Source organism: Allosphingosinicella sp. (assembly GCF_036570505.1).
Taxonomy (GTDB): domain Bacteria; phylum Pseudomonadota; class Alphaproteobacteria; order Sphingomonadales; family Sphingomonadaceae; genus Allosphingosinicella.
This window is the reverse complement of record NZ_DATCYB010000078.1, coordinates 1-14825: the sequence shown is the minus strand read 5'-3', so window position 1 is coordinate 14825 and position 14825 is coordinate 1. Positions and strand designations below refer to the sequence as shown.

The 14825-nt window shown below is 66.1% G+C and carries 19 protein-coding genes; 14 read left to right on the top strand and 5 right to left on the bottom strand.

What is annotated here, in order from left to right; translation table 11 throughout:
• Nucleotides 1–7: 7 nt before the first annotated feature.
• Entirely contained in the window at nt 8–226 is a 219-nt protein-coding gene (locus VIR62_RS09490; protein WP_431870714.1) for a hypothetical protein, read from the bottom strand.
• Between the two features lie 150 nt (nt 227–376).
• Between VIR62_RS09490 and VIR62_RS09485 the strand changes: the two genes are divergently transcribed.
• The 6 genes from VIR62_RS09485 (at nt 377) to VIR62_RS09460 (ending at nt 3974) form a co-directional block, all read left to right on the top strand.
• Entirely contained in the window at nt 377–952 is a 576-nt protein-coding gene (locus VIR62_RS09485; RefSeq protein ID WP_431870712.1) for a hypothetical protein, read from the top strand.
• Nucleotides 953–1015: 63 nt separating this feature from the next.
• Nucleotides 1016–1405 (top strand): hypothetical protein, encoded by a 390-nt coding sequence (locus VIR62_RS09480; protein ID WP_431870711.1) that lies wholly within the window; start codon nt 1016–1018, stop codon nt 1403–1405.
• A 61-nt stretch (nt 1406–1466) separates the two neighbouring features.
• Complete coding sequence (locus VIR62_RS09475; RefSeq protein WP_431870709.1) at nt 1467–1847, top strand: hypothetical protein; 381 nt, start codon at nt 1467–1469, stop codon at nt 1845–1847.
• 42 nt (nt 1848–1889) lie between these two features.
• On the top strand, nt 1890–2063 hold the full coding sequence (locus VIR62_RS09470; protein ID WP_431870707.1) for a peptide ABC transporter permease: 174 nt from the start codon (nt 1890–1892) through the stop codon (nt 2061–2063).
• Between the two features lie 20 nt (nt 2064–2083).
• Complete coding sequence (locus VIR62_RS09465) at nt 2084–2983, top strand: hypothetical protein (RefSeq protein WP_431870705.1); 900 nt, start codon at nt 2084–2086, stop codon at nt 2981–2983.
• A 70-nt stretch (nt 2984–3053) separates the two neighbouring features.
• Entirely contained in the window at nt 3054–3974 is a 921-nt protein-coding gene (locus VIR62_RS09460) for a hypothetical protein (RefSeq protein WP_431870703.1), read from the top strand.
• Here the strand turns inward: VIR62_RS09460 and VIR62_RS09455 are convergent.
• Nucleotides 3971–4954 (bottom strand): cytochrome D1 domain-containing protein, encoded by a 984-nt coding sequence (locus tag VIR62_RS09455; protein WP_431870702.1) that lies wholly within the window; start codon nt 4952–4954, stop codon nt 3971–3973. The two genes, VIR62_RS09460 and VIR62_RS09455, sit on opposite strands and share 4 nt — an antisense overlap.
• Nucleotides 4955–5154: 200 nt before the next feature.
• Here VIR62_RS09455 and VIR62_RS09450 point away from each other — a divergent pair, with 200 nt between their 5' ends.
• The 3 genes from VIR62_RS09450 to VIR62_RS09440 all read left to right on the top strand — a co-directional run bounded on the left by VIR62_RS09450 (nt 5155) and on the right by VIR62_RS09440 (nt 7078).
• Complete coding sequence (locus VIR62_RS09450) at nt 5155–5778, top strand: D-Ala-D-Ala carboxypeptidase family metallohydrolase (RefSeq protein WP_431870700.1); 624 nt, start codon at nt 5155–5157, stop codon at nt 5776–5778.
• Between the two features lie 71 nt (nt 5779–5849).
• Entirely contained in the window at nt 5850–6368 is a 519-nt protein-coding gene (locus VIR62_RS09445; protein WP_431870699.1) for a hypothetical protein, read from the top strand.
• 2 nt (nt 6369–6370) lie between these two features.
• Nucleotides 6371–7078, top strand: a complete 708-nt coding sequence (locus VIR62_RS09440; RefSeq protein WP_431870697.1) for a hypothetical protein — start codon at nt 6371–6373, stop codon at nt 7076–7078.
• Between the two features lie 11 nt (nt 7079–7089).
• Here the strand turns inward: VIR62_RS09440 and VIR62_RS09435 are convergent, their stop codons facing one another.
• The gene (locus VIR62_RS09435) at nt 7090–9513 is read right to left on the bottom strand and encodes a DUF305 domain-containing protein (RefSeq protein ID WP_431870695.1); all 2424 of its coding nucleotides are present in this window, start codon (nt 9511–9513) and stop codon (nt 7090–7092) included.
• A 188-nt stretch (nt 9514–9701) separates the two neighbouring features.
• On the opposite strand from VIR62_RS09435, the gene lepA reads away from it, so the two are divergent.
• Nucleotides 9702–11522 carry a translation elongation factor 4 gene (lepA, locus tag VIR62_RS09430; protein ID WP_431870693.1) on the top strand — a complete coding sequence of 607 codons (1821 nt, stop codon included), beginning with the start codon at nt 9702–9704 and terminating at the stop codon, nt 11520–11522.
• A 150-nt stretch (nt 11523–11672) separates the two neighbouring features.
• On the top strand, nt 11673–12113 hold the full coding sequence (locus tag VIR62_RS09425) for an NIPSNAP family protein (protein ID WP_431870691.1): 441 nt from the start codon (nt 11673–11675) through the stop codon (nt 12111–12113).
• A 287-nt stretch (nt 12114–12400) separates the two neighbouring features.
• On the opposite strand, the gene VIR62_RS09420 is transcribed toward VIR62_RS09425, so the two are convergent.
• Entirely contained in the window at nt 12401–12604 is a 204-nt protein-coding gene (locus VIR62_RS09420; protein ID WP_431870689.1) for a hypothetical protein, read from the bottom strand.
• 237 nt (nt 12605–12841) lie between these two features.
• On the opposite strand from VIR62_RS09420, the gene VIR62_RS09415 reads away from it, so the two are divergent.
• On the top strand, nt 12842–13072 hold the full coding sequence (locus tag VIR62_RS09415; protein ID WP_431870687.1) for a hypothetical protein: 231 nt from the start codon (nt 12842–12844) through the stop codon (nt 13070–13072).
• Between the two features lie 11 nt (nt 13073–13083).
• Here VIR62_RS09415 and VIR62_RS09410 read toward each other — a convergent pair whose 3' ends face one another.
• Nucleotides 13084–13587: a DUF4440 domain-containing protein gene (locus VIR62_RS09410; protein WP_431870685.1), complete on the bottom strand. Its 504-nt coding sequence runs from the start codon at nt 13585–13587 to the stop codon at nt 13084–13086.
• Between the two features lie 129 nt (nt 13588–13716).
• Here VIR62_RS09410 and VIR62_RS09405 point away from each other — a divergent pair, with 129 nt between their 5' ends.
• Together VIR62_RS09405 and VIR62_RS09400 are read left to right on the top strand one after the other, a co-directional pair.
• The gene (locus VIR62_RS09405) at nt 13717–14091 is read left to right on the top strand and encodes a hypothetical protein (protein ID WP_431870683.1); all 375 of its coding nucleotides are present in this window, start codon (nt 13717–13719) and stop codon (nt 14089–14091) included.
• A gap of 395 nt (nt 14092–14486) precedes the next feature.
• Nucleotides 14487–14720, top strand: a complete 234-nt coding sequence (locus tag VIR62_RS09400; protein ID WP_431870681.1) for a hypothetical protein — start codon at nt 14487–14489, stop codon at nt 14718–14720.
• Nucleotides 14721–14825 lie beyond the last annotated feature (105 nt).

The following is a 14825-nucleotide window of genomic DNA, read 5'->3' as shown; positions in this document are numbered from 1 at the left end:
GGCCAGCCTATTTGTTGGTCCGTCCCAGATCCTTGCCGGCGACGCCTCCGCCGATCCCGGCGTCGTTCTCGACGTCGCCCTCGATCGTATTTTCGCCTTCGATCAGGTCCGCGTCCTCGGAGCCGGCGCGCGAGAATAGTCCCTTGGACTGGCCGATGCCGGGATTCTCGTCCAGATCGTCGGGCTTCTTGCGGTTCGTGTCGCTTCGCTTCTTTCCAGTCATCATGGCCTCTCCTTCCACGGCGACCAACGTCCCTGGGGAGCAGGCGTTCATCCTTCGGCCGCACCGACGGACCGCGTGACCGGTGAGCGCCTCTGGAACCGCGCCGCCCGGACAGGCATTGATGGGCGAGCCGCCTCAAGGGATTTATCGATAATGAAGCTTTCCGCCATGCTTCCGCTCGCCCTCCTCGCCGCCGCCTGTTCGGAAGGCGGGACTGAAGGGAATGGGGCCATGACCGCCGAGAGGACCGGGGCGCCCGCTCCGGCGCCGGCCGTCTCGGCGCCTGCCGCGGAAGAACCCCTCGATCCACCGGATCCGGGCGAGGCGGGCGGCCTTCCCAACGATCGCACGCCAGGGTCGGAAGCGCCGTTCACGCCGGAGAGCGCCCAGGGCGCGGCCAATGTCCTCCAGAACTATTATGCGCTGATCGAGCAGGGCGACTATGAACAAGCCTGGGCGCTGCGCTCGCCCAGTGCCGATGGCCCCTCCCCGGAGGAGTTCGCGGCGAGCTTCGATGAATATGCCGAATATCATGCGCAGATCGGCGCTCCCTCGGACATCGAAGGGGCGGCAGGCTCGCTCTATGTCGAGGTTCCGGTCCAGACCTATGGCCGGATGAAGGACGGCAAACCCTTCAGCAGCGCGGGCACCGTCACATTGCGGCGTTCCAACAACATTCCCGGCTCGACGCCCGAGCAGCGGCGCTGGCGGATCTATACGAGCGGCTGATGGAAACTTGGGCAGCGCCCGCCGTTGTCCCTGAAACCCGGCGCGGATGAAAGGAGATAGGGAATGTCGAGACTGATGACGGGGACGACTCTGGCCCTGATGCTGGCGCTGGCCAGCTGCGGCGAAGGCGCGCCGGAAACCGACCGGGCCGAAACCGCCGCGCCCGAGTCGGCGACCAATTATCAGCAGGAAATCCTGTCGCTCGACGAGGGCCAGCGCAACGCCGTCTTCATCCGCGCCATTCGCGACGCCGATATCGAGGGCACCTGCCAGGGCGTCGAAAGCTCCGCCTATGTCGGCGAGTATCAGGATGCGCCCATGTGGACCGCGCGCTGCTCGGACGGCACCGACTGGGCCATTGTCCTTGGCCCCACCGGCACCGCCCAGGTCATGGCCTGCGCGGCGGCCGAGCAGGCGGGGCTCCCCTCCTGCGCCACCCGCCCGACCGCCTGACCTTGCGTCCGAAGCGTGGATTGGCGAGACGCGTCTTTCGATAATCGTTAAGGAGAGGGTGATGCGAGGAGCCATGGCCGTGTCGGCCGCGTTCATGCTGGTTCTGGCCGGCTGCGACGGCGCCGGCGAGACCGGGGCCAGGAAGACCATCGAGGTCACCGGCGAGGCGCCCTATGTCGAGCAGTTGAAGGCGCTCGGCGAGATGAACCGGGGCCTCGCGCTCCGCCGCGCTATCCAGGACAGCGGCGAGCGCTGCAAGCGGGTCGACAGCTCCGGCTACCAGCAGGACTATCGCAACCTCTCGATGTGGACGGCACGCTGCTCCGACAGCGGCGACTGGGCTCTGTTCGTCGCCCCCAACGGCGATGTGCAGGTGAGGCGTTGCGAGGATGCCGCGTCTCTTGAGCTTCCCACCTGCCGCTTCGAGGAAACCACCGGCTGACGCGCGGGAACGGACCTCCGCTCGCCTCGTTGACGAGCCGTGGTGGAACCTGAAAAGCCGACCGCGAAGCAAGACGAGGCGCCGCATATCTCGGCCGAGGATGCGCGCGGCGGCGAGATCATCCTTCGCACCCGCCGGCGCCGCATCATCTTCATCGCCGGTCTGGTCGGATTCGTGGTTCTCGCCCTGCTCCTCAAATTCTACGGTTTCATCTGACGCTTGCCGCGGAGGGCACGATGCTGAGCGATGTCGATTATGTACTCGCCAAGCTCGACTGGATGCGACGCGAGGGCATCTGGCCGAACGGGCCGCGCTACCTCTGGACCGATGCGTTTGGAATCGTGCTTTACGTCTCGCTGTTCCGCCAAACCGGCGAAGAAAGTTGGCTCGATGAGGCGGAGCGGCTGGTCGCCGACGTCGAGCGCGTGCTCGGCCGACCGCGGGGCCTGCGCATCGGCGAGGCGCCGGATCGCGACGGCCAATATTATCATTACCTCGCCATGTGGATGTTCGCGCTCGCCCGCCTGGGCGAGCATCGGCCGGACTATCTCGCGCGCGGGATCAAGGTGGCGCGGGATATCCACCGAAGCTTCGTCCATCCCGGCCTCGGCGTCATCTGGAAGATGAAGGAGGATCTGAGCGAGCCCTATCCCGGCTACGGCCTCGGCGCGATGGACGCGTTCGACGGCTACGTGTCCTACCGGCTGCTGGGCGAAGAGGCGCTGGCCGAGGAGATCGCCGAGATGAAGCGGCTGATCGACGATCAATATGAGGACCTCCGCATCGACCAGGACCTCGGCCTCGGCATGATGCTCTGGCTCGCTCATTTCTTCCCGCACGAGGAATGGGCGAAGGTTCAGCACCGCCGCGCGCTGATGGCGCTCGATCATCTCTGGACCGACCCGCCCGGCTTCTTCGCCCGCGCCAGCTACGCCCCCGACATGCGGATCGCCTTCGCCAATTACGGAGTCTCCTTGGGGCTCCAGGCCACCGGGGTCTGGCCCGACCGGGTGGACGCCCTCAACGCCTATTTCGAACGCTACCGCTCCGGCGACGCCTACGACCGGGAAGCCATTACCCACGTCATGGCCTGCACCAGCCACCTCCCTGGCGCCTTCCTGGCCAGGAGTGGCTGAAGCTCGGCGCGAACTTGCCAGCACCGCCCTTGTCCCACATCATGGGCGGATACCATCGAGGAGAGGGGGCGTGACGCGACAGACCACCCGTTCGATGCCGCTGGCGCGATACGCGGCGATGACGCTCGCCCTCCTGCCAGTCGCCGTCTTGGAGGCGCAGCCGCCGGAAACCGTTGAGGCAAATGAGATCATCGTCACCGGCGAGCGCGACGGCGAGAAGACGATCCATGATTTCATCGATACGGTCACCATCGAGACCAGCGACCAGATGGCGACGTTCCGCGCCGATGTCTGTCCCGCCGGCTTCGGCCTTCCGGCCGCCTATAACGATATCGTTATCAGCCGCATTCGCGAGGTGGCGAAACAGGCGGACATTCCAGTCGCCGCGCCCGATTGCGATCCCAATCTCGTCGTCATCATCGCCGACGACGGCCGAGAATTCTTCGACGCATTCCGCAAGGATCGCCCGACATTGTTCCACGCGCTGGAGCTGTCGGAGATCAGGGACGTGAGGAAATCCGAAGGACCTGTTCGGGCGTGGCAAATCGTTGAACTCCGCGGCTCCGATGGCCGCAAGCCTCGGCGTATCGGCTTCATCTCGATTCCCGGTGATCCGCCAAGGCATGTGGTAAACGGTCATGAGCTGACCGGCGTGCTGCCCTCGCGCATTCTGAAGTCGACGCGAAGGGATTTGGCGATTTCCTTCGTGGTATTCGACCTGGCGGCGACGGAGGGCCTGACGTTGACGCAGATCGCAGATCACGCAGCGATGCGCGCGTTGGCGAGGACCAAGGGCGCCAGCCTCGCAGCGCCTACGATCCTGGCACTTTTCGAGGAAGGCGGCTATCGCGCCGATGGCCTCACCACCTGGGATGCGGCGTATCTCAAGTCGCTCTATGCGACCAGCAACACCGTTTCGGCGTCGCAGCAGCAGTCGAACATGGCGCGGCTGATCGGCGAGCAGCTCAAGGGCCCGGCCAGCGCCGACTAGGGCGCGATGGCGAGGCCGTCGCCATTTTCGCCGGCGTCGAGGCGGCGCAGCACCTTGCCGCTGGCGAAGTCCACTTCCGCGACCTGGTTGCGGCCCGTCTCGGCGGCATAGAGGCGCCTGCCGTCCGCCGAGAAGAGCATCGTCACCTGCTGGGCATCCTCGCTCCCGCTCACCGGCACCTCGCGCACCTTTTCCCGCGTCGCCGCGTCGATCACCGTGAGGCTGCCGGACCCCAGGTTCGACGTGACGACCCAACGCCCGTCGGGGCTCACCGCCACGCGGATCGGCGTCGGCCCGGTCTTCACCTCCGCCAGCCGCTCGAAGCTCGCCGTGTCGAACGCCTGCACCCGCGCGCCCTGAAGGTCGCCGACCCACAGCTCGCGACCGCCCTTGGCCAGCGCGATCCCCTCCGGTTCGCCGCCGACCGCGATATCGCGCAGCTTTCGCCCCGCCGCGAGGTCGATCACGCTCACCGTCCCGTCCGGGATGTTCGCCGTATAAGCTCGGCTCTTGTCCGGAGAGATCGCGACCATATGGCCTCGCTGCCCGGTCGGGATGGCGCTCACCGTATCGCCGTTCCTCGTATCGACGAGGGTGAGCGTCCGGCTCCGTTCCGTGGTCGCCACCAGCCGTCCGTCGTCCAGCCAGACCAGCCCGTGCGGCCCGTCATTCTCTCCCAGATCGAGGGTCCGGACCTTTGCCCGCGAGGCGACGTCGAAAATGTCGATCGTCTTGCCGCCATAGGCGACCACGGCCGCTTGCTTGCCGTCCGGCGAGATGGCGATCTCGTGCGGCATATGGCCGGTCTGGGCGCGCCCCAGTTCCTTGCCCGTCGCGAGGTCGATGAAGCTCAGCGTATCCTCGCCCTTGTTGCCGACGAGCAGCGTTTCCGACGTCCCCGCCGCCGGCTCGGGCGCCTGGTCCGGCCCACAGGCCGCCAGCATCGCCGCCACCATCCCGATCGCAAGCTTGAGACCCATCGCGCGGCTCCTCTCCGTCGTGTGCCGCGATGCTAGCGCGCCCGCGGCGCGCCGGAAAGCATCGATGATCGATCGAGAGGCAACGTCATTGCGAGGAGCGGAGCGACGCGGCAATCCACTCCGTACGCTGGATTGCGTCGCCACGCTCGCAATGACGAGCCGGGGTGGAAAAGTGCGTCACGATATGCTATATACTTGACATGCTTAACTTATTTCGTGCCGCTGCGCTTGCGCTGCTGGCCCTCTTCGCTTCCCCGGCGCTGGTCGAGGGGCCCGACGGGCAGTCGCGCGCCGATTATCATGCATGGCTCGCCCGCGAACCGGCCGCCCGCGCCGAGGTCATGTCCTTCAAGCAGTTCCTCGACATGGACGGCGTGGGCGGCGTCATTCCCACCTGGCAGCTGGTCCGCACCGCCAGCATGTGGCGCGACTGTTCCGGTCCGCGTTTCGAGGTCGCGCCGGTCGCCGAATGGGGCCACATCGCCCAGACGCTCAAATTCGTCTCGACCGAGGTCGAGCCCGCGATCGGCGACGTCGAGGCCGTCTCCGGCTACCGCAATGGCGAGCTCAACCGCTGCTCGGGCGGCGCTCCCGCCAGTGCCCACCGCCATTTCTTCGCGCTCGATCTGACGCCGGTCGCCGCAACCGTGACCCGCGATAGCATGATCGGCGACCTCTGCCGCATCCACGGTCATCGCGGCCAGGTTTTCGACGTCGGCCTCGGTTTCTATTCAGGCCTGCGCTTCCACGTCGATTCCAAGGGATTCCGCCGCTGGGGCAGCGACGGCAGCGGCGCTACCTCGCCCTGCAACACCATTGCCTGAACCAGGGGTTGATTGACCGCCCCGGCGGAGGGGTTTAGGCTCCTTGCTCTAGAGCCGGGAGTATCTGCCTGATGTTCCGCGTAATTCTCTTCGCCATACCGCTCATCGTCGCGTCGCTTCAGGCGCCCGCCTTGGCCCAGCCCGCTCCGGACGGCGCCGAAGCCGCGCCCTGCGAGCTCTCCGCGCCCAAGAAGCGCGGCTCCTCGATCCTGGGCGGCCTCCTGGGCGGGTTCGCGAGCCGGGCGTTGGGGAGCACTGGCACGTCGATCGCCGGCTACGTGCCCGTTCAGGAATTCGCCACCGTCCTCACCGACGCCATCGCCTGCCGACTCGACGCCCAGGAGCAGAAGCAGGCGGCCGACGCGACCACGGAAGCCGTGCGCGGCGGCGTCGGCACGACATCCAGCTGGACCAGCACCACGCGCGCCGACGTCTCGGGTTCCTCGACCGTCACAGCCCAGACCGCCAGCGCCGACGGCACCTCGTGCATGACCGTCAACGACGTGATCATCGTCAGCGGCGAGGAGACGACGGTCGCCAAGCGCATGTGCCGGGCGCCGGGCGCGAGCGGCTACATCGTCGCGGTCTGACCGTGCGGACGCGCGGCCCCCATTGGATCGCTGCGCTGGCGCTGCTCCTTGCCTCGGCCGCCGCAGCCCAGGTCGATTCCAAGAATCCGAGCTGTCCGACCAGGCCCGACTGGGGCCCCACGTCGCCGATGCAGTTCACCGCCAGGAAAGAGGGTGCCAAGACGATCCTCCTCGCCGAGGGCGCGATCGACGACGCTCTCATCCCGCGCCTCAAGGCCGCGCTCGCTGAGCACCAGCCGGTCGACGAGATATGGTTCCGCTCGCCCGGCGGCAATGCCGAGATCGGCAACCAAGCCGGCCTCATGATCCGCGCCGCCGGCATCCCGACCCGCATCCCCGCCGGCTGGGCCTGCTTCAGCGCCTGCAACTTCGTCTACATGGGCGGCCCCATCCGGATGATCGATCCGGGCGGCCTGTTCATCGTCCATATGTTCACCCACACCGGCAACCGCATCCTGATCGAGAGCGAGGTGGCCGAAGGGCAGGACAGCACCCTCGGCCTCATCGGCGAGATCGAGCAGGGATCGGCGCTGCTGGCGAGCCAGGACAACGACTTCCTCATCCGCATGGGCGTTTCGCGCAAGCTGCTGACCGAGGTCATGTACCAGCAAAAGGCCGTCTCCAGCCAGGGCGAGGACCTCTCGACCCGGCGCTGCCTGACGCAGGACGAAGTCTACAAGTACAACGTCGCCAACGTCCTCCCCGGCTAAGCTTTCGGCGCTTAGCGTAGCTTTGCCGCTACTCCCGCCAAGGTTTCCCGAAGCGCGGTCGTCCGCCGGCTCGCTCCGTTCGTGCCAGCTGCTTTCAATCCATCCGCCAGCGTTTCCAACCGTGCCGCCAATGCCGCGTCCCGGTTTCCGGCATCGATACACGATTTGGCCTGATCCAGCGCAGCGGTGAGCTCCGCAATCATTCCGGGCGATAGCGCCTGCCCGCGGGCGAGTTGATCTACATAGGCGAGCGCCACCACGGGATGATCGGGCCAGGTCACCGGGAATTGCTGCTGCGGATTGAACATCCCGCCCTGGTTGGCGAGCGCCGCCGCGGCGATCTCGTTCTCGGTCAGATATTCACTCTGCTTCAGCGCCAGCACGTCGAGCCCGCGTGTGATCTCCGAGCCATAGAGCTTGCCGTCATACCAATAGACCGACCAATATCCGCCGAGGATCAGATGCTCTTCATCGACAGGTCCGCGGTCGAAATAGGCGATCTCGACGGGATTGGCGGAATCGGTGAAATCGATCACAGAGAGCCCGCCCTGGTACCAGGCCTGGGCGAAGATATCGCGGCCCGGAATCGGGATGATGGAGCCGTTATGCGCGACGCAATTCTCCTCGTCTGTCTGCGCCGCCGGCAGCTTGTAATGACCGCGGTAGACGAGCTCGCCGTCTACGATGTCGTAGATGGCGTTGGCGCCCCAGTTCCTCGGATCCTGTGCGCGGCAGCGCGGCCGCGATCCGCCGCCCCATTCGTCGGTGAACAGCACCTTCGTCCCGTCATTGTTGAACGTCGCCGAGTGCCAATAGGCGAAGCCTTCGTCGACCACCGCGTCGATCCGCTTCGGCTTGCGCGGGTCGGAGATGTCGAAGATGATGCCGTTGCCCGAACACGCGCCCGCGGCGAGATCGCGGGACGGAAAGACGGTGATGTCGTGGCACTGGTCGGTCCGGCGCGTCTCCTGGGTGTCCTCGCCATGGTCCCCGCCTTCCCACAGGCCCGCGAGGCTCCCGGTCTCGCTGTCCGCGAATACGGCGGGGCTGTCGATGATGCGCGCCTTCGACGGGTCGGCGAGCGGAATCTCGATGACGTCGATGCGGAACAGGGCGGTGCGAACGTCGCCCGGGACGTCGCCGACGCAGCCTTCCAGCTCGTCTTCATCACGCACCGAAGACGTGCCAGAAACGTAGACGATGATCGCGTCCCTGGCCTTGGGATCGGACACGACCGAGTGCGTGTGCGAGCCGCGGCAGGTCTGGACCTGGCCGACCTGGACCGGCCGCGTAGGATCGCCGATGTCGAAGATGCGCAGGCCCCGGAACCGCTCTGGGCTCGCATCCTTGGTTACACCCCCAAGGCCGCAATCGACCCGGCCGCGGGTCTGCTCGACCGACATGATGAGGATGTCGCCGGCGATCGACACGTCCCCCTGTCCGCCCGGGCAGACGACAGAGCTGATCAGGCGGGGCTTGTCCCCACCAAGGCGGTAGAGGTTGAAGCCGTGATAATTGCCGAGCGCGAGCAGGTCGCCGGCAAAGGCCATGTCGGTATTGGCGAAATTGAGAAGCGGCGAGCGTTCGCCGAACTCCGCGTCGCTTTCGTCGTCGCGCCCGGTTTCCGCCACATCTTCCTCGTCCTGCTTCTTCGCCTCTTCCTCGGGATCGACCGGCTTGGGCGGCGGCAGCCCGGCAGGGTTGTCGGAATCGAAAAAGCCCGCCGGCTTGGGCAGCGAGGCGAGGAGGGTGAGGTTGCGGATCGCCTCCCCGGCATCCCCGAGCCCGGCCGCGAGGTTCGACCTGGGATCGCTGGAAAGCTCCACCAGCAGCGCGCTCATCCGCTCGATCTCGGCTTCCTGCTCGTTGGTGACGTCGCTGGTGAATTCGAACAGGACGGGGTCATAGGCCGAGCCCGGCTGCTCCAGCAGGTTCTCGACCATCGTTACCGCGCCCTCATGATGATCGATCATGAGCTCAAGGAAGAGCTTGTCGAACGCCGCCCCCTTCGCCGCGGCGAGCGCCGCCATCTGTTCGGGCGTCGCCATGCCCTCCATCGTTTCGGAGGCATGCATCGCATGAGCGCCGCCGGGTTCGGGCGCCGCCTGGCCCCGTTCGCGAAGCCATGTCTGCATGAAGGCGATTTCGTCCGCCTGCGAGGCGTCGATCCGCCCCGCCGCGTCGATCAGCACCTTCTGGTTGGTCCGGTCCTCCACCAGCGCCGCCATCCGGACGGCCTGATGATGATGCCGGATCATGTCCTGCATGAACCGGACGTCGTCCGGCGAAAAACGGGTGTCGGCGATCTGCACCGCTTCCTGGGCGCTCAGCGCCTTCGACGGCTGGCCGGGCGCGCCGGGCTGAACGATCGGCACCTCCTGCGCCATCCCGCCGCAGGCCGCGGCGCCGAGACCGACAACAATGGCACAACGCACGACGAATCGACCGGAAAATCCAAAATCAGAGAACAACAGCCCCGCTCCCCTAAATCAGCATCGACGCGGCGGTAGCATGGCCGGCGGCGAATAATAAAGAAAAGCTGCCCGCCCGGCTCCACCGCCGCCCTTTGCCTCCCCCACCGCCTCTGCTAGGGCCCGCGCCTACCCCCGCAGAAAAGCCCGCAATGACCGACCTTTCCCGCATCCGCAATTTTTCGATCATCGCCCATATCGACCACGGCAAGTCGACCCTCGCGGACCGTCTGATTCAGAAGACGGGGGGGCTGACAGATCGCGAGATGTCGAGCCAGGTGCTCGACAACATGGATATCGAGAAGGAGCGGGGGATCACCATCAAGGCGCAGACGGTGCGCCTCGAATATAAGGCGAAGGACGGCGAGACCTATGTCCTCAACCTCATGGACACGCCGGGCCATGTCGACTTCGCTTACGAAGTCTCGCGCAGCCTCGCCGCGTGCGAGGGGGCGCTGCTGGTCGTGGACGCCGCGCAGGGGGTGGAGGCGCAGACGCTCGCCAACGTCTATCAGTCGATCGAGCACGACCATGAGATCGTGCCGGTCATCAACAAGATCGACCTACCCGCCGCCGAGCCCGAGCAGGTCAAGAAGGAGATCGAGGACATAGTCGGCCTCCCCGCCGACGACGCGGTGCTGACCAGCGCCAAGTCCGGCATCGGCATCGACGAGGTGCTGGAAGCGATCGTCACCCGCATCCCGCCCCCCAAGGGAGACCGCGACGCGCCCTTGAAGGCCATGCTCGTCGACTCCTGGTACGACCCCTATCTCGGCGTCGTCATCCTCATCCGCGTCATCGACGGCGCGATCAGGAAGGGCCAGAGCGTCAAGTTCATGGCCGGCGGCACTACCCACCTGGTCGACCGCGTCGGCGCCTTCCGCCCGAAGATCGAGCAACTCCCGGAGCTCGGCCCCGGCGAGATCGGCTTCATAACCGCCCAGATAAAGGACATCACCGAGACCCGGGTCGGCGACACGATCACCGACGTGAGGAAGCCCACCGCGCACGCCTTGCCTGGCTTCAAGCTGGTCCAGCCGGTTGTCTTCTGCGGCCTCTTCCCGGTCGACGCCGCCGATTTCGAGAAGCTCCGCGACTCCATCTCCAAGCTCCGCCTCAACGATGCGAGCTTCAGCTTCGAGATGGAGACCTCGGCCGCCTTGGGCTTCGGCTTTCGCTGCGGCTTCCTCGGCCTCCTCCACCTCGAGATCATCCAGGAGCGCCTGACCCGCGAATATGATCTCGATCTCATCACCACCGCGCCGAGCGTCGTCTACAACATCCACCTCGCCCGATCGAAGGATGGCACCGGCGAGCGCACCATCGAGCTCCACAACCCGGCCGACATGCCCGATCCCAATCGGATCGAGAGCATCGAGGAGCCGTGGATCGAGGCGACCATCTACGTCCCCGACGAATATCTCGGCCCCATATTGAAGCTCTGCCAGGACCGCCGCGGCATCCAGAAGAATTTGACCTACGTCGCCGGCCGCGCCCAGCTCACCTACGAGCTGCCGCTGAACGAGGTCGTGTTCGACTTCTACGATCGCCTGAAGAGCATCAGCCGCGGCTATGCCAGCTTCGACTATCACCAGATCGGGCACCGCGAGGGCGATCTCGTCAAGATGAACATCCTGGTCAACGGCGAGCCGGTCGACGCCCTCTCGATGATCGTTCACCGCGCCGCCGCCGAAGCGAGAGGCCGCCACATGTGCGAGCGGCTCAAGGACCTCATCCCCCGCCACCTCTTCAAGATCCCCATCCAGGCCGCGATCGGCGGCAAAGTCATCGCCCGCGAAACCATCGCCGCGCTGAGAAAAGACGTGACGGCGAAGTGCTACGGCGGCGACATCACGCGGAAGAAGAAGCTGCTGGAGAAGCAAAAAGAAGGGAAGAAGCGGATGCGCGAGTACGGCTCGGTGAGTATTCCGCAGGAGGCGTTTATTGCTGCCCTAAGGATGGGAGAAGAATGATGGTTAGGCTCAGTGCGGCGCACTGAGCAACGAACGCTCATGCCGCCCAGCGCCCATCCGACGACGCGGCTTTGCCACGGCGCGATTTGCCTATCGGCTCCAACCCCGTTTATTGTCGGAAAGCGCAACCACCGAAAAAGGGAGCGCCCCATGCACAGGAAAACGCTCGCGGTCTTCGCCATGGCGGCCGCCACACTAGGCTTGGCTGCCACACTCCTTCCCGCCACCACCGCCCTGGCCGCGCCGGCGGAAGCTCAATGCGAGACGGTCCACCAGCTCCGCATCTACGACGTCCCCATTGAAAACGGCGACGCCTTCCACGACCGCTTCCGCGACCATGCCGTCCGCATCATGGCCCGCCACGGCTTCAACATCCGCGCCATGTGGGAGTCGCGTTCCGAGGGAAAGCTCGAATTCGTCTACCTGCTGGAATGGCCCGACGCCGAGACGCTGAAGGCGCGCTGGGCCGCCTTCATGGCCGACGAGGAATGGTCCGAAATCAAACGCCAAACCGCCGCCCGCCACGGCACCTTTGTCAATGATATCGAGGATCGGACGCTGTGCCTGACGGATTATTCGCCGAAACTCTGAGGGCGACATGATCGAGCGCCTTGGGGTTTCGATTTCGGAGACTTGACGCCCGTCTCTCACTTTTCGCTAACGTGTTATTTCGGAGCCATCACAAAGACAGGTAGCGTTCGTCCTCGACCCGTTCAGGGCAGTGATAAGCTCGAAAGTAATGCCGACGGCGGCGAGTTCCTGAGCGGCTGCATCTAGTTCCGACCGAGGCCCGGTCCCAGCCTCCATAATAGCTCGAATGGCACGGTCCGGCCGGAGGCGCTTCGCAAGTTCAGCAAGGTCGGCAATATCACGATGCCTCACGGCGCCGGCGCGGCGGACGTCCAGGCGGAGGCGACTGCTTTGGAGAAGGACACGGCCTCGCGGCTGAATTCGAGGATGATGACGCCCTTCTGGAACGACAGCGTCGCATCGTCGCAGCCGGTCTCGAAGCGGTCCTCGAAATCCTCGGCCTCGGGATCGAGCCCGGAGGCGATGAGGGTGAATTCATGAAGCTTCATCATTCTGCTCCTTCGCCTGGCGATAATATTGACGTTTGTCAGCCGCGCCCTTGCCAGTCGACCAAGCGCCATATGGACAGGGCCCGGGACGTCGCTAATCCCCGAATAAATTTGCGCTTTCGCCTCAAAGCGCCCACGCGCGTGTCTCACTTCGGCTCCGCGCGAAAGCACCACCATCGTGGGAAAGGCTCGGGCCCCTCCGCAAAGGCATGCCCTTCGCCGGATCGAAAGGAACATCCTATGAGCACATCCGAAGATTATAAGGCGAAGGCCGCCGAGGCGCTGGTGCAGCTGGCCGAGGCCAAGACCGAGGCGGAGCGGACGCGGCTCAGGCGAGCGCATGGCGTCTATCTGAAGCTCTCCAACCACGGCGCCGAAGCGGCGGCGCGGGCCGAGGCGCGGCCGCCGAAGCGGATCGTGCCGGAAAAGCCGGCGGCGGCGAAGGCGGGACCGAGCTTCCGGCTGAGCTGAAGCGGTCGCCGCTATTCCCAGGCGGCGCCGTGATCGTAGCTGTAGCTGGTGAGAAGCCGCGGGCCGGCGGGCGTCCACTGCCAAAGGTGCATGTAGCGCGCGCCGCCGACCAGCTCCCAGTGCGCCGGCTCCCCTTCCCCGCCGGCGCGCCATTCGTAGAAGATATGGCTGGCCTCTTCCAGCGCGCCCCAGTCGCCCAGGCGCCGCACGACACGGCTGCCCGGCACCAGCTCGCGCCGATTGCGATAGCCCTCGTTGACCCCGCCGGGCGCCCGCGCCTCGCACTGCTCGGCGATGATGGCGACGAAGGCGTCCCGGCTGCCCGCCACCTTGCCGTTCCGGTCGTGATACATGGCGAAACCGGGCGCCAGCACCTCGGCCAGCATGTCCGGCGCACAGCCTTCGAAACCGGCGTGGAAGAGCCGCGCGTCCGCGGTGGCGATGGCGCGCTCCAGCTCGGGCGCGGGCGGAAGGGCGGCGGCCTGCACGGCAGCCACGAGAAGGGCTGCTGTCATCATGACCTCGGTGTGTCATAGCAGACTAATACAGTCAATATCGCCCGAACGGGCAAAGGTGCGCGCGCCGCAAGACGGATCGCCGCCTTTTAGGAAATTGGTAGGCGCTTGGCGGTACGAGTAGCCCCCATGAACGCCACCTATTCCTTCGAGATAGACCGGGCGCGCTCGCTGGTCAGGATCACTATGAGCGGGCTGTTCACGCTCGCCGACGTCGACGGGTTCGTCCGCGACCGGCGGGAGGCGCATGCGGCGCTGGGCTGTGCGCCCAACCGGCACCTGACCTTGAACGACGTCACCGGCATGAAAATCCAGCACCAGGAGGTCGTCACAGCGTTTCGCGAGATGCTGGCGGCGCCGGAATACCGCTCGCGCCGGCTCGCCTTCGTCGCCGGCCCGACGCTGGCCAAGAGCCAGCTCATGCGCGCCCTGTCTGGCCGCGATGCGCGATGCTTCGAGGATGTGGCGAGCGCCGAACGGTGGTTGTTCGCCCCCGAGGCCTGATCGCCGATCGGGCCTCCTCTAAAGCCATTTTCCTACACGTCCCCGGTCGGCCTAGCCTCGCCCGATGCGACGCTGCCAGGCCCCCGCTTCACGGTCCGCGTTCCTCGATCGGCCTCCCCGTGCGACGGAATTCGCTGTCGCGTGGTCCGCCATGGAAGCGATGGGGGGTGTAATCTTTGTAATCTTCGGCCAAGCCGCCCGGCCGGAGACGGCACAGTGCTCGGACGACGAGGCGGCCAGGCGCCTTGGCCGAACTCGATCGACGGCGCGGCTTTGCCGCGACGCTTCCCAGTCTTGGCCTAACCTTTCCCTCACTTTTGGCCCAGCCTCCCGCCCTTGCCAGCGGGGCGGGGAAGGCGCACGAAGGGCGCTGAAGCAAGAGCGGGAGGCGCGATATGGTGCTGATCGGGATCGGGGCGCTGCTGGTGGTCGCGGGGGTCGTTTGGGCGACGGTGCGCAACACGCGGCGCGGCGGGCGGATGAGCGAGGCGGAGACGCCGGTCTCTCACCAGCCCCGCGACACGCTGGAGCCGACCGGCAAGGGCGACCGCCTCAGCTTCAAGCCCGACCTTCCCGGCCTCGCCCTTATAGTCGTCGGCGTCGTCCTGATGGCGATCGGCGCGGGTTGAAGCGGGCCGGCCTCGACCCCTCGTCAGGCACCGTCAGCGGCAGCGGAGCTCGCCGCGGTCGATCTCGCGGCCGATGAGGGCCCCGGCCGCGCCACCGAGGATGGT

Coding starts and splice junctions, on each gene's coding strand:
- VIR62_RS09455 (WP_431870702.1), bottom strand. CDS start 4,954: ATGGGTCTCAAGCTTGCGATCGGGATGGTGGCGGCGATGCTGGCGGCC.
- VIR62_RS09480 (WP_431870711.1), top strand. CDS start 1,016: ATGTCGAGACTGATGACGGGGACGACTCTGGCCCTGATGCTGGCGCTG.
- lepA (WP_431870693.1), top strand. CDS start 9,702: ATGACCGACCTTTCCCGCATCCGCAATTTTTCGATCATCGCCCATATC.
- VIR62_RS09475 (WP_431870709.1), top strand. CDS start 1,467: ATGCGAGGAGCCATGGCCGTGTCGGCCGCGTTCATGCTGGTTCTGGCC.
- VIR62_RS09485 (WP_431870712.1), top strand. CDS start 377: ATGAAGCTTTCCGCCATGCTTCCGCTCGCCCTCCTCGCCGCCGCCTGT.
- VIR62_RS09415 (WP_431870687.1), top strand. CDS start 12,842: ATGAGCACATCCGAAGATTATAAGGCGAAGGCCGCCGAGGCGCTGGTG.
- VIR62_RS09410 (WP_431870685.1), bottom strand. CDS start 13,587: ATGACAGCAGCCCTTCTCGTGGCTGCCGTGCAGGCCGCCGCCCTTCCG.
- VIR62_RS09450 (WP_431870700.1), top strand. CDS start 5,155: ATGCTTAACTTATTTCGTGCCGCTGCGCTTGCGCTGCTGGCCCTCTTC.
- VIR62_RS09465 (WP_431870705.1), top strand. CDS start 2,084: ATGCTGAGCGATGTCGATTATGTACTCGCCAAGCTCGACTGGATGCGA.
- VIR62_RS09425 (WP_431870691.1), top strand. CDS start 11,673: ATGCACAGGAAAACGCTCGCGGTCTTCGCCATGGCGGCCGCCACACTA.
- VIR62_RS09490 (WP_431870714.1), bottom strand. CDS start 226: ATGATGACTGGAAAGAAGCGAAGCGACACGAACCGCAAGAAGCCCGAC.
- VIR62_RS09405 (WP_431870683.1), top strand. CDS start 13,717: ATGAACGCCACCTATTCCTTCGAGATAGACCGGGCGCGCTCGCTGGTC.
- VIR62_RS09400 (WP_431870681.1), top strand. CDS start 14,487: ATGGTGCTGATCGGGATCGGGGCGCTGCTGGTGGTCGCGGGGGTCGTT.
- VIR62_RS09445 (WP_431870699.1), top strand. CDS start 5,850: ATGTTCCGCGTAATTCTCTTCGCCATACCGCTCATCGTCGCGTCGCTT.
- VIR62_RS09420 (WP_431870689.1), bottom strand. CDS start 12,604: ATGATGAAGCTTCATGAATTCACCCTCATCGCCTCCGGGCTCGATCCC.